Raw genomic sequence first — 13821 nt, 5'->3', positions numbered from 1 at the left:
TCTTAAAACTTAATTACTTTCAGTATTACACTAAAATTGATTATTAATTATCTTTTAAAACCTCTTCTAAATCAAGTACAAAACCAGGAAGTATTGGCGTGGTTACTTCTTCTTCGGCAGATAGTAACCTGGAAGCTACATAAATCCCTTCCTGGTTTAAAACATATTTTAAAAAGGTTTTTTGTTGTGGAGAAACAATCCAATATTCGGGTACCCCATTTTCTTCGTAAACATTATATTTATTTTGTAACTCTGTTTTGTTATTTCCCAGAGAAAGAATTTCGACCACAATATCTGGAGCACCGATACAACCTGCTTTATCAATTTTTCTTCGGTCGCAAACCACACAAATATCAGGCTGAACTACTGTAGTTATAGCTTCGTTCAGCAATGATTTTTTTGTAAGGCGAACATCAAATGGGGCAGGATACACTTTACACATTTTCCCTTTTAAATAATTTGCAAAAACTCTGGTTATCTCTGCAGCTATCTCCTGATGATAAGAACTTGGTGCCGGACTCATTTTAAAAATCCGACCTTTTATTAATTCTACTCTTTCATCAAATTTCCATTGCAAATAATCGGCATAAGTATAAGTTTTTGAAAGATCGAGATCAGATAATTGCATAATTTCCTGGGTTTCCATAAACATACTGTTTTTATCCATATAAATTTCGGCATTCCTCAACCAAAAAGCAACTGAAAAACTTCTTCAATCCTACTCACCGCTTTTACTTCAATATTGTATCTTGAAAAATCCAAGGCTTTTTTGTTTTTTCCGGCGGCGGGAAGGTTGTAGCGCGAAATAACAATTTGCTCGAAACCTAACTTCTGGGCTTCGGCAATGCGTTGTTCCACACGGTTAACGGCGCGGATTTCTCCGGATAAACCCAATTCGCCGGCAAAACAGGTTTTAAAAGAAACCGGAATATCTTCGTGCGAAGAAATAATGGCAGCGGCCAAACCCAAATCAATTGCTGGATCTTCTACCCGGATCCCGCCCGTAATGTTCAGGAAAACATCTTTGGCACTCAACCTGAAACCGCAGCGTTTTTCCAACACGGCCAGCAGCATGTTCATCCGTTTGTTATCAAAACCGGTGGCCGAACGTTGCGGCGTTCCGTAAGGCGAAGCGCTGACCAAAGCCTGCGTTTCGATCAGCATCGGGCGCATTCCTTCCAGCGTTGCCGAAATGGTGATGCCGCTTAAAGCTTCATCCCGTTGCGACAACAAGATTTCGGACGGATTGGAAACTTCGCGCAAACCTTCGCCCTGCATTTCATAAATCCCCAACTCGGAAGAAGAGCCAAAACGGTTTTTAATCGTGCGCAAAATACGGTAAACATGGTGCTGGTCGCCCTCAAACTGCAAAACGGTATCTACCATGTGTTCCAAAATCTTTGGACCGGCAATGGCGCCGTCTTTGGTGATGTGGCCAATCAGAAAAACGGGCGTGGAAGTTTCTTTGGCAAAACGCATCAGTTCAGCGGTGCATTCGCGCACTTGCGAAACGCTTCCCGGCGTAGATTCGATATGTGCCGAATGCAAGGTTTGGATCGAATCAATGATGACCAGATCCGGCTCAATGGCTTCAATCTGTTTAAAAATATTTTGGGTTGAAGTTTCTACTAGCACAAACGGGTTGTTAATTTTACCGGTAAAAGAAGCACTGATGCGCTCGGAACGCATTTTGATTTGCCGCTCGCTCTCTTCCCCAGAAACGTAAAGCACTTTTAAGCCCGGAATAATCAAAGCCAATTGCAGCATTAAGGTTGATTTTCCGATGCCCGGTTCTCCTCCCAATAAAATTAACGAGCCGCCCACAATCCCTCCGCCTAAAACACGGTTTAGTTCTTTATCGGGCGTAATCAAACGGTCTTCTTCGGTAAAGGCAATTTCTGAAACCGGGACAGGTTTGTTCGCACGTTGCAAACTTGTAGAGGCTGGTTTCCATTCCGGAACAGCCGTGTTTGCTTTTTCGATCACTTCTTCTACAAACGTGTTCCATTGCCCGCATTGCGGACATTTGCCCAGCCATTTGGGCGCTTCAAAGCCGCAGCTTTGGCAAAAATAGGCACTTTTAGTTTTAGCCAATTGATATTAGGATTACAGGGTTTTTAAAAATGATTACAGGGTTAAGGGCTTGTTTAAATTAATGAAGTTGTTTAAAATTAATTCCGGATGCTTCTTTTAGGGCATAAAAATAAGGGACACACCCCTTGCCCCTCTCGAGAGGGGAACCTGCAAACGTCGCCTTTCCAAACGTTAGAAAGGTGGCAAACTATGCTTCCCCTCTCGAGAGGGGTTAGGGGTGTGTCCTTTATTAATACATGAAAATAAAATAGAATACGTAACACCAAAAGTTTAAACAACTTCAATAATAGAAATAATACAATGCTTTTTTTACCTTACAAAAATTGGTGTTTGCAGAATTTGAATAAAATCAAAAACCAAATGTTTGCCAATTTTTAGGTGGTAAAAGAAGCATGGCCAATAAATTGAACAAAACTTAAACACGCCTTAAATAAAACAGCGTTTAAATTTAAGCTGATTCAGGAATACAATTTACGGAATTTCCACCAAAAAAACACCGGTAAAAACAGCATCAACAAAAAAGGTTTACAGTTTTACAATGTTGGTACATTTTGTAAAACCGTAAACCTTGTAAGTTTTTCTCGGAATGCTAAAGCTTGATTTCTTCGTCTTTGGAAGACAGGAAATGAAACTCATTCATGGTATAATTAGGCATACTTTTCACCTTAATCCATTGGTGGTAACGCAAATACCATTTCATCTGACGGTTAAAAAGGCCTCGTTTGATGTAGGCTTCAATATAAGGATGCACACACAACGTAATGCCTTTTTCGTTCTGTTCCTGCAACACGTAGTTGAGGTTGTTCTCGATATCGTCCAGCAACAAAATGCTCGGGCGGACAGTGCCGGTTCCGTTGCAAGTCGGACAAATTTCGGAAGTAACAATGTTCATTTCCGGGCGAACGCGCTGCCTGGTCAGTTGGATCAAGCCAAATTTTGATGGCGGCAAAACAGTGTGCTTTGCCCGGTCGAGCCGCATTTCATCGCGCATAAACTCAAACAAATCTTTGCGGTTGTTGGGCAAGTGCATATCAATAAAATCAATCACCACGATGCCGCCCATATCGCGCAGACGCAACTGTCGCGCAATTTCCTTTGCCGCTTCTTTGTTCACCTGGAAAGCGTTTTCCTCCTGGTTTTCTTTGCTGGCTGTCCGGTTTCCGCTGTTTACATCAATCACGTGCAAAGCTTCGGTATGTTCGATGACCAGATAAGCGCCGCCGGGAAGGTTTACCGTTTTGCCAAAAGCCGATTTGATTTGCTTTTCGATGCCCAAATGCTCAAAAACAGGAACACTGTTTTTATGCAGCTTCACTATCTTTTCCAGATCAGGCGAAATTTCTTTGACATACGATCGTACTTCTTCAAAAATAGATTGATCATTAACGGTGATGCTTTGGAAATCGGCATTCAGCAAATCGCGCAGCAAAGTAGAAGTGCGGTCAATCTCGCCCAAAATCTTTTTTGCCGGTTCTGTTGCAGGCAAACGCGTGGTAAAAGATTCCCATTTGGCAATCAAATCCAACAGGTCTTTCTGCAGCTCGTCCACGCCTTTTTCTTCGGAAACGGTACGGATAATCACCCCAAAGTTTTTAGGCTTGATGCTTTCCACGATCTTACGCAACCGGTTGCGTTCGGTATTGCTTTTGATCTTTTTGGAGATAGAAATAGCATCCGAAAAAGGCACCAACACCACGTAACGGCCTGCAATAGACAGATCGGAACTAAGCCTGGGGCCTTTGGTAGAAATCGGTTCTTTAGCGATCTGAACCGGTATCAACTGGTTTTTGCTTAAAATATCAGAGATTTTGCCCGATTTGGCAATATCCTTTTCAAGCGTAAAATGATCCAGTAGTTTTGATTTATAACTTCCGCCACGGACTGTTTTAGTCAGTTTTAACAAAGACTGTACCTGCGCACCCAGATCAAGGTAATGCAGGAAAGCATCTTTTTCGTAGCCTACATCCACAAAAGCAGCATTTAAGCTGGGCATGATTTTTTTTATCCTGCCCAAATAAATATCACCAACGGTATAATTGTTGTTGGTTTGCTCTTTGTGAAGTTCTACAAGCTGCTTGTTTTGCAACAAAGCAATAGTTGCGCCAGCCGGGGAAGCATCGATAACTAATTCTTTTATCAATTACTTACTCCTTATTAACGGAAAATAACGACCGTTATATTAAAAAAATTAAGAAAATTTATCAAAAAAACAAGAAAAGGCGCTCTGTATTACAGAGTGCCCTTAAATGGGAAAAGCGTAAATTATTTCTTTTTATGCCTGTTTTTTCTAAGGCGTTTTTTCCGTTTGTGGGTGGCCATTTTATGGCGTTTTCTTTTTTTACCGCTTGGCATAACTTCTTTAATTTAGATTATTTAATTTTTAATTTTTTAATTCTTTGATGTACTCGTCCATCTTTTGGTTAAAAGCGGCATCAACAACCATTTCTTTGCATTTTTGGTAAGCGGCAATCGCTTCGAGTTTCATGCCCAACTGTTTGTAGCTTTCGGCCAGGTAAAAGTAGGGCTCTACTTCCGGTTTCTGTTCTACCACGGTTTTAAAACGCTGTACCGCTTTTTCAAACTGGCCGGATTTCATGGAAAACAAACCTAAGTTTAAGTTCGCTTTCAAATTTTTCGGGTCTTTGGCAACTACGCCCAACAACAAACCAATACCTGTCATCGGGCTTGGCGCGCCGCCGTTTACATCTGCAATACCCAAACCGGTTTGCGCTTCCAGGTTATCCGGCGCTATTTGCAATGCTTTTTTGAAAGATTCGACCGCATTAACCAGAAACGTTGGCTGCGCTAAGGTGTCCTGGGTCAGTTTATAAGCGTCGTTAAAACGGTTGCCGGCATTTAACCAATTTTCTGCCGTATTTTCTTTTCTTGCTATAGATAGGTAATAAAAGGCAGCCGGTGCAGGCACGTTCAAATCGTCCCAGGTATGGGCCAGGTCTTTTGCAATCGTTAGTTGTTCCTTGTCGGAAGTTGCGCTTTTAAGCCGGGCTTCTTTGTCCGAAATTTCTGCTGCCATTTGCGGCGTTAGCAATTTTTTGGCGGCAATCGCCACATAATCTTCATCAATCCGGTTGGTAGGCTGCTCTTCATGTTGCATGGCACCACCGGTTGCGCCCGGCCTGGTACGTTCTTCTTTCGGCCTGATCAGCCCTTTAACCGGCAAAGAAATTAAATAGGCCATCATTGCAACAACGATTACAACTACACCTATTTGCTTCTTTTTCATGCTAAAATTATTTATCCGATTTGGTTTTGTTGCCCGTGCGCACTTTTTCTACAAAAGTTTTTGCTGGTTTAAAGCTGGGGATAAAATGCTCGGGAATAATAATTGCCGTGTTTTTAGAGATATTTCTCGCTGTTTTTTCAGCCCTTTTTTTAACAATAAAACTACCAAAGCCACGTACATAAACATTTTCCCCGGTAACCATTGCCCCTTTTACCACCTTAAAAAAGGCTTCCACTGTTTCCTGCACATCCACTTTTTCTATCCCTGTTTTGGTAGAAATTTCAGCTATTATCTCCGCTTTAGTCATTTGCTGTTTGCTCTTATTTATTTGTAACCCTATTGCTGTTTTGGGGTTGCAAAAGTATTGCTTTAAAACGAAACACCGAAAATAATTCCGTTTTTTTTATTTACACATCTGCCTAACAATGATTTGGTTAAGCTTTTGGCTGCGTATTTTTGCCGGATGAATTGGAGCGCGGAAATACAAAACTGGTACCTGCAACACAAACGCGACCTGCCCTGGCGCAACACCACCGATGCCTATACCATCTGGCTTTCCGAAGTGATTTTACAACAAACGCGGGTAGAACAAGGCATGCCTTATTTCTACCGTTTTTTGGAAAAATATCCTGATGTTACAGCTTTTGCCCACGCCTCCGAAGATGAAATTTTAAAGCTTTGGCAAGGTTTAGGATATTATTCCCGTGGAAGAAATATGCTGACAACAGCGCGCCAAATCCTCGAAAAAAAGCAGGGGATTTTTCCAACAAGTTACGAAGAATTGATCCAGTTAAAAGGCATTGGCGAATATACGGCCGCCGCCATTTCTTCTTTTGCTACCGATGAAGCAAAAGCCGTGGTTGATGGCAACGTGTACCGGGTTTTGGCGCGATGGTTTGGCGTGGAAGAACCCACCAATTCAACCAACGGGAAAAAAATTTTCCAGCAATTGGCCAACGAGGTTTTAGACCGAAAACATCCCGGACAACACAACCAGGCCATAATGGAATTTGGCGCGATGCTGTGCAAACCTAAAAAGCCGGATTGCCATATTTGTCCGGTTCGTGAAGCTTGCAATGCTTATCAAACCAACCGCATCAGCCAGTTGCCGGTAAAACTAAAGAACCTGAAAATCAAGGAACGCTATTTCAACTATTTTTTGCTGGCCAATGAACACCAAATTTTGCTCAATAAAAGAAGCATTAACGATATTTGGGCGAATTTATACGATTTGCCTTTGATCGAAACGTCCGCATTTGTAGCTGTGGAAGAAGTGGTTGCGCTGCCAGATTTTAATCGTTTTTTTGGAAATCAGGCTGTTATTATTTCTACTTCTTCTATTCAAAAACACGTTTTAACGCACCAACGGGTTTTTGCACGGTTTATCCATCTACAAGTAAACCAAACAGATGTCAACTTGCAGCCTTCCTGGTTTTACACTTCGGTTGCTTCGTTGGAAAAACTGGCGATGCCAAAGATTATCCACCGGTTTTTGGACCAGTTTTACCACGAACCGGCCCGGCAAACGGAAATGCTTTTTTTAAAGTAATGAATTTGGGGCGGTAAAAGAAGCATCAGAACTTTTATCAAGAATGCTTCTTTTATCGCCTAAAAATTAAGCCTGATGCCATTTGTTCTGTCATTTCGACCGGAGGGAGAAATCTTCTTTCGATTAGTTAAGTCCGCAATGCTTCTTTTATCGGCATAAAATCTTGTTCTGTTTAAAAGAAAATTTCTCCCTGCGGTCGAAATGACAAAATGCTTCTTTTACCACCTAAAAATCAGCGTCCCCCCGGCGGGCAATGCTCCTTTAAAAACTGCGTATAAGTAGTTGCCAAATGCCGGCTCGTGCCTTCGCCTTCAGATATAGAATGTGTCCGGTTCGGGTAACTCATCAACTGGAAAACCTTGTTGTTTTTGATTAATGCGTTAATCATCTGCTCGGCATTATTATAATGTACGTTGTCATCGCCGGTCCCATGAACGATCAGCAAATTACCGCGCAGGTTTTGCGCATGTGCCAAGGGAGAATTATCCACAAAAAAATGCCTGTCTTCCGGCAATAAACCCATGTAACGCTCCTGGTAAATGTTATCGTAATTGAGTTGGTTATCAACCGCAGCAATCGAAATCCCGGTTTTATAAATCTCCGGATATTGGAACATCAGGTTTAAAGTGGAAGAGCCGCCGCCGCTCCAGCCCCAAACCGCAACCCGGCTGGTATCAACATACGGCCGTTTCAAAATCTCTTTCGCCGCCATCGCCTGGTCGCGGATGTTGATAGAACCGATGTTGTGATAAATCGCTTTCCGCCATTCGCGGCCTTTTGGTGCCGGCGAGCCACGGTTTTCTACCGAAACATAAATGTAACCATCATTCGCCATATTGCCCACATACAAACGGTTGGAGCTGACGCCGTACGAATCTTTAACGGTTTGGCTGGCCGGTTCGCCGTAAACATAAAACACAATTGGGTATTTTTTAGTCGAATCGAAATTGGCCGGTTTTACCATCCAGCCGTCCATCGTTACGCCATCTACTGTTTTTACCTTGAAAAATTCAGTCTTGTTGGCAGAAGCGTTACGGCTGCGGCCGGAAGCTGGCCTTGTTGTTAACTGTTGATGGGCAGGCAGCGAAACCACATCAAACACTGGCGCAGTAGAACTATTAGAAAAATAATGCAGTGCCACTTTTCCGTTTGGCGAAATATCATAACTATGGGTTCCGGGCAAAGTTGCAGGGGTTACGCGTTCTGCTTTTCCGCTGCCGTCCAGGTTCACCTTATATAAATAGGTTTGCGTGGCGTTTTCCGGAGAAGCCATAAAATAAATCAAATTGCCCTTTTCGTCAATGCGTTCCAAACTGATCACATCATAATCGCCTTGCGTTAAAAGCTTTTCCTGTCCGTTTCGGTTGATGTTGTAGATATGCCGCCAGCCGTCTTTCTCGCTCAGCCAGATAAAACTTTTGCCCTGGTTCAGCCAATCCCAGCCTACAGGTTCTGCTTTGGCATCCACCCAGGCTTTGTCGGTTTCGGCATGAATGGTTTTTGCTTCGCCCGAAACCGCATTGCACAACATAATTTTACTTTCGTTTTGCCTGCGGTTGAGTTGCTGGATGATCAGTTCTGATGAATTAGCTGCCCATTCCATTCGTGGGATATAATGCTGTACGGCATCTCCCGGAACTTTTATCCAAGTCGTTTTCCCGCTGCTTACATTAACGACGCCAATTTTGCAACGGCTTGGATCTTCGCCAACAACCGGATATTCAACCGAAACCGTAAAAGGATAAAGTGAATCCGTGGTGTTCAGCATCAGGTAGTTTCGGATTTTGTTGGCGTCCAACTGCCAGTAAGCGATGGATTTTCCGTCCGGCGACCAGCGGAAACCATCACGGCAATCCAGTTCTTCTTCGTAAACCCAATCAAATGTGCCGTTGATCAGCCTTTTGGTTCCGTCGGTCGTCAGCTTTTTTACGGCGCCGGTTTTTAAATCCTCGGTGTAGATATTGTGTTCGCTCACGTAACCAACCTTGCTTGCATCAGGCGAAAACTTGGCAAACATTAACGAAGAAACCGGGCGGGCGCTGCCCACCTGTTTCAAAGTTTTGGCAACGAGATCAGCAACCCAATAATCGCCTCGGGTATCATAACGCCATACTTTTTTAGAATTGGTATAGATAAGCACCTTTTTGCCGTCGTCAGAAAAAGTAAAACTGCGTACGGCAAGCGGCGCTGATTTTCCTTTCGGCGTAAGCAATGCTTCGTTTACCAGTATAATTTCTTTGCTCGGGTCGCTTACGTCCGTTTGCACGATAGAGCCATTTTGCTGGTGCATATAACTTTGGCCGTCTTTGGTCCATTGCGTGCCAAAACTACCTTGTGCAAAAGCGGCAAAAAAATTAAAAAAAAGAACCGAAAGCGTAAAAAAAAGTGGTTTTATAAATTTTTGAAATAGCATTTGGGAAGAAAGTTTAGCTTTTTAAGATGGACAAAAAATAGGTGGTAAAAGAAGTATGCCGTTTATTTTAATTTTAATACAATCTATTAACTATAAATTAACAATAAATTTTGGCGCAAATGTAAAATTATTGTTACTTAAGAGAGCAGTTTTTGCCGTAGCAAAAACTCTAACTGCCCGTTGCTAACAGCCAGTTTATCGTTCATTTCTTTGATGTTTTGGCCTTCTTCGTAAATGGCGTACGCCCGTTTTAGCGTCCGGTCCATCTCGTCTTCGTTCCAGGGCTTGGTGAGGTAATGAAAAATTTTTCCTTTGTTAACTGCCTCAATTACAGCATCCATATCCGAAAAACCGGTCAGTAGCATACGTACTGTGGTTGGGAATTTTTCCACCACTTTTTGCAAAAATTCGCTTCCGTTCAGCTTGGGCATCCGCTGGTCGGCAATCACGATCTCGACCGGGTTTTGCTCCAAAATCTGCATCGCTTCGTCTGTATCCAGGGTGGTATAAACCTGGTATCTCATCCGGAAAACCGCCCTGAAAGAGATTAGGTTGTTTATCTCATCATCAACGTATAGAATGTTAATTTTTTTTTCAGCCATACAATTAAAAAGATTGATACCTTGTAAATAAATTTAAATTTAAGCTAAAAGAATTTAAATTTAAAGGATGGTATAACCTCTTTAAATTTATATCGTAAAAAATTTCAGTACTGCTTTTGGTCATACAAGTTAAGGGTTTTGTGTAGTGAACGAATAGGTAGAAAAAGTATGGTAACATAATCATTTTTATGCGATAAAAGAAGCATGGAAAATAAAACGGATAACATTTACAAAGGCTTTAATATAATTTAAACTTTCAGGATCATTGTTAGAAACAAACTTAAAATATGACAAACTTTTGTCTGCGCCTATTATCTGCTAAACTTTGACTGCTATTTTAAAAGTCTACTTTTTACGTATTGGTCCTATTAAAATGTTAGCTTATCTTTTAATATTTTTTATATAGAAATTAAACCGACTAATAAGTTCATTAAGATGATTATGCTTTATAGTAAAACCCAATCGAGGTATTAAAAGCAAATTTAAATATGAACGAATTTAAATTTAATATAAAAGCATTTAAGGCTGTTGATGATATAGACACTTGCTATAAATATGTTGAAGGCCATGTAAACGTTTTAAAAAGTTTTGGCATTACAATGATTACTTCAGCAAATACAGAATGGTTTAATGACCCTAAAACATACGTAATTACAATACAAACAGAAGATCAAGACATTGTATGCGGTGGTGCCCGCGTACAAGTTGTAAGCGATACATATCAGCTTCCGATTGAAAAGGCACTTACAAAATTTGACCCTAAAATTCATGATTTAGTAAACAAACTAGCTACGAACGGAACAGGAGAGCTATGTGGATTATGGAATTCAAGAGAAGTAGCCGGCTTAGGGCTTGGGGCCAGGTATCTTGGATGGATAGGAATAGCGATATCAACACAATTAAATTTAAATACATTGTTTGCTTTGTGTGCGCCTGCAACAGTAAAAAGCTGTATTAAAATGGGGTTTTTGATCGAAACTTCCTTAGGCAACAACGGAACGTTTTATTATCCAAAAGAAGACTTAATTGCAACAGCGGCATTGGTAAATGATGTGGTCGAACTATCTACCGCTGGAACAGAAGAAAGAAACAGGATATTTGATCTAAGAAAAAACCCTATTCAAATTAAACATGAAATAGGCCCAAGAGGACAAAATATGGAAATTGATTACAGTTTAATAATTCCGAATTTATAAATTTAAACTACAATGAACTAATCCAATATATTTTTTTAAATCTAATCATTTACTACTACTTTATGGAAAATTCTTATAACAAAGCTGAATTACATTACAAGCCTCAATTTTTTGATATAAATATAGCAGAAGACAAAGAACGCTATAACTTATTACTGAAAACTAACCCTTTCATTCAAGTATATAATGAAATAGAAGGACAATTAAGGGAATTTATAAAAGTAAAAAATCCTACCAAAAGAATTAAACCGACAGAGTACCCTGCATTAATTCAAGATTATCTCAACGGCAAAGATATATATGATTACGGTATTTGGGTTTATTATCATTGGAGCAATAGGTTAGTCCATGTTTTACCTAAAAATGAATTTATAGAGTTGCGTACTGCCGCAAATAGAAATAAAATTACAAAGCAAGAACAAGATATTTTAAACACAAAAAAGGTAGGCATAATAGGGCTTTCAGTTGGCCAATCCGTAGCAGTAACAATGGCATTAGAACGTGCATGTAGTGAGTTGCGATTAGCTGATTTTGATACCTTAGAATTAAATAATTTGAATAGAATAAGAACGGGTATTCATAATTTAGGCTTGCTAAAAGCTTATTCGGTTGCAAGGGAAATTGCAGAAATAGATCCTTTTATAAACACTATTTGTTACACAGAGGGCATTACCGAAAACAACATAAATGATTTTTTAACAAACGGAGGAAAATTAGATGCTGTAATTGACGAATGCGACGGAATAGATATTAAGATCCTATGCCGTATCAAAGCAAAAGAATTACAAATACCAGTAATAATGGAAGCAAGCGACAGGGGAACTGTAGATGTTGAACGTTTTGATCTTGAACCAGAAAGACCAATAATGCACGGATGGTTAGAACATCTTAATATTGATTTCAATGTTTTAAAAAACTTGAAAACAAGTGAAGAAAAAATTCCTTATATGTTGCCCATTTCAGGCTTTGATACGCTTACTTTACGTATGAAAGCTTCTATGACTGAAATAGAAAGCACCATAACAACATGGCCACAATTAGCAAGTGCTGTAACATTAGGAGGAGGTATTGCTACCGATGTTTGCAGAAGGGTTTTTTTAAATGAGTTTAACGAATCTGGCCGATACTTTGTAGACTTAGAAGTATTGATAGCAAATAAAAAAGTAATTGAGAAGCAGCCTCACCTATCAGAGCGTGCAAAAAACATACAGGAAAACGAAATGCAAGCTTTAATAGTAAAAGCTGATGTAAAACTAACAGAAGAACAGTTAAACCTTGATCAAAAAACTATTGAAGAAGTAGTTGGCGCAGCAATTGCCGCACCAACTGGGGGTAATGCACAACCTTGGAAATGGAAATACCAGAATAAAAACCTTTATCTTTTTTACAATTCAGAATATAAGGTACAATTAATTGATTCTGATAAAACTGCTTCTTTTATTGGTTTCGGAACGGCTACAGAAAACCTGGTACTAAAGGCCCATGAACTAAATTTAGAAGTAAAAAGTACATTGTTTCCATTAGGTGTAGAAAGCGATTTAATAGCTGCATATAGTTTTTTTAGCAGTAAAAACAACAACATAATTGAAAACTTAGAACCACATTTAGTTGATGAACTTGCTAAAGCAATACCACTAAGAGTAGCAAACAGAAAGCTTACTTCAAGAATTGAGATTGAAGAAGAGCGTTTAATTAAAATTAGTGATTATGTAAAAACAGTACCGGGTGCAGAGTTAAAGCTAATTACAGATTCTGAATATTTAGATAAAGTTGGCGAAATAATTGCCAAAGCAGAACGAATAAGGCTTATGAACAAAGGAGGACACATTGACTTTTTATCTGAAACAATGTGGACGGATGAAGAAGCTGAAATAACAAAACGTGGAGTGGCCGTTACTTCTTTAGATTTAACACCTTCAGAACAAGTTGGTTTAAAAATCATCTCAGATTGGGAAGTTGTAAAACATTTAAATAATTGGGAGGCTGGTAGAGGGCTTGAAAAACTTTCAAAAAAATCTACTTTATCTGCGTCGGCAATAGGACTAATAACAATGCCAGAACAAAGTATGCTAAACTTTCTTCAAGGAGGAAGGGCTGTGGAAAGAGCGTGGCTTGCAGCAACAAACGAAAAAATTGCATTTCAACCATTAAGTATTTCAATATTTTTATTTAACAGACTTAATTCCTTTGACAACTTGTTTTCAAAAAAAGAAGTTGCCGAATTGCTACAAATGAAAACTGACTTTGAAAACCTTTTTTCTATAGAGGAAAAAGAAGGAAAAATATTCCTTTTTAGGTTATTTATAACAGACACAACACCAAAGCCATCGTTAAGAGTACCGATAAAGGAAGTCCTTTCTTTATCATAATATTTTTACAGAAGATTCTAAAAAAACCCTTAAAGCCAAATTAAAGTTTGTGCAAAATATTTTAAATACTTTCTTTTATCATCTTAAATCCTGTATTTGTCTTTTAAATAAACCAAAAAAATTAAAGGTATAAAATAAGAGCCTGTTTAAATTTTGTTCATTTATTTTTTTATGCTTCTTTTATCACCTAAAAACTTGTAAAAATTTGGTTTTTGATTTATTTAAATTGTTTCAAACACCAAGTTTTATGTGGTAAAAGAAGCATTAATAATTTTTTCTTGTATAAATTTAAACAGGCTATAAGTATTAATATTTTATTCGAATTATAAAAGCTTTATCAATGAAACAAATTAT

10 protein-coding genes are annotated in these 13821 nt (G+C 39.4%); 3 read left to right on the top strand and 7 right to left on the bottom strand.

Features of this window, described 5'->3' with window-relative positions:
• Positions 1-43: 43 nt before the first annotated feature.
• The 5 genes from V5804_RS01480 to V5804_RS01460 form a co-directional block, all read right to left on the bottom strand.
• Positions 44-646 (bottom strand): Uma2 family endonuclease, encoded by a 603-nt coding sequence (locus V5804_RS01480; protein WP_369589604.1) that lies wholly within the window; start codon positions 644-646, stop codon positions 44-46.
• Between the two features lie 38 nt (positions 647-684).
• Complete coding sequence (gene radA, locus V5804_RS01475; protein WP_369589603.1) at positions 685-2094, bottom strand: DNA repair protein RadA; 1410 nt, start codon at positions 2092-2094, stop codon at positions 685-687.
• 589 nt (positions 2095-2683) lie between these two features.
• Entirely contained in the window at positions 2684-4234 is a 1551-nt protein-coding gene (locus tag V5804_RS01470) for a ribonuclease E/G (RefSeq protein WP_369589602.1), read from the bottom strand.
• A 240-nt stretch (positions 4235-4474) separates the two neighbouring features.
• Positions 4475-5338: a hypothetical protein gene (locus V5804_RS01465; protein WP_369589601.1), complete on the bottom strand. Its 864-nt coding sequence runs from the start codon at positions 5336-5338 to the stop codon at positions 4475-4477.
• A gap of 7 nt (positions 5339-5345) precedes the next feature.
• The gene (locus tag V5804_RS01460) at positions 5346-5645 is read right to left on the bottom strand and encodes an HU family DNA-binding protein (protein ID WP_369589600.1); all 300 of its coding nucleotides are present in this window, start codon (positions 5643-5645) and stop codon (positions 5346-5348) included.
• A gap of 156 nt (positions 5646-5801) precedes the next feature.
• Between V5804_RS01460 and mutY the strand changes: the two genes are divergently transcribed.
• A complete protein-coding gene (gene mutY, locus V5804_RS01455) occupies positions 5802-6887 on the top strand; it encodes an A/G-specific adenine glycosylase (protein WP_369589599.1) in 1086 nt (361 codons plus the stop codon).
• A gap of 232 nt (positions 6888-7119) precedes the next feature.
• Here the strand turns inward: mutY and V5804_RS01450 are convergent, their stop codons facing one another.
• Positions 7120-9300 (bottom strand): S9 family peptidase, encoded by a 2181-nt coding sequence (locus V5804_RS01450; RefSeq protein ID WP_369589598.1) that lies wholly within the window; start codon positions 9298-9300, stop codon positions 7120-7122.
• A gap of 137 nt (positions 9301-9437) precedes the next feature.
• On the bottom strand, positions 9438-9902 hold the full coding sequence (locus V5804_RS01445; protein ID WP_369589597.1) for a response regulator: 465 nt from the start codon (positions 9900-9902) through the stop codon (positions 9438-9440).
• Between the two features lie 488 nt (positions 9903-10390).
• On the opposite strand from V5804_RS01445, the gene V5804_RS01440 reads away from it, so the two are divergent.
• Positions 10391-11098, top strand: a complete 708-nt coding sequence (locus V5804_RS01440; RefSeq protein WP_369589596.1) for a hypothetical protein — start codon at positions 10391-10393, stop codon at positions 11096-11098.
• A 62-nt stretch (positions 11099-11160) separates the two neighbouring features.
• Positions 11161-13467 carry an Rv1355c family protein gene (locus V5804_RS01435; protein WP_369589595.1) on the top strand — a complete coding sequence of 769 codons (2307 nt, stop codon included), beginning with the start codon at positions 11161-11163 and terminating at the stop codon, positions 13465-13467.
• Positions 13468-13821 lie beyond the last annotated feature (354 nt).

Source organism: Mucilaginibacter sp., from assembly GCF_041088075.1.
Classification (GTDB): domain Bacteria; phylum Bacteroidota; class Bacteroidia; order Sphingobacteriales; family Sphingobacteriaceae; genus Mucilaginibacter_A.
Note: the sequence above shows the minus strand (reverse complement) of the source record. Positions and strands in the feature narration are given on the sequence as shown.

Coding starts and splice junctions, on each gene's coding strand:
- mutY (WP_369589599.1), top strand. CDS start 5,802: ATGAATTGGAGCGCGGAAATACAAAACTGGTACCTGCAACACAAACGC.
- V5804_RS01440 (WP_369589596.1), top strand. CDS start 10,391: ATGAACGAATTTAAATTTAATATAAAAGCATTTAAGGCTGTTGATGAT.
- V5804_RS01460 (WP_369589600.1), bottom strand. CDS start 5,645: ATGACTAAAGCGGAGATAATAGCTGAAATTTCTACCAAAACAGGGATA.
- V5804_RS01480 (WP_369589604.1), bottom strand. CDS start 646: ATGGAAACCCAGGAAATTATGCAATTATCTGATCTCGATCTTTCAAAA.
- V5804_RS01465 (WP_369589601.1), bottom strand. CDS start 5,338: ATGAAAAAGAAGCAAATAGGTGTAGTTGTAATCGTTGTTGCAATGATG.
- V5804_RS01445 (WP_369589597.1), bottom strand. CDS start 9,902: ATGGCTGAAAAAAAAATTAACATTCTATACGTTGATGATGAGATAAAC.
- V5804_RS01450 (WP_369589598.1), bottom strand. CDS start 9,300: ATGCTATTTCAAAAATTTATAAAACCACTTTTTTTTACGCTTTCGGTT.
- V5804_RS01435 (WP_369589595.1), top strand. CDS start 11,161: ATGGAAAATTCTTATAACAAAGCTGAATTACATTACAAGCCTCAATTT.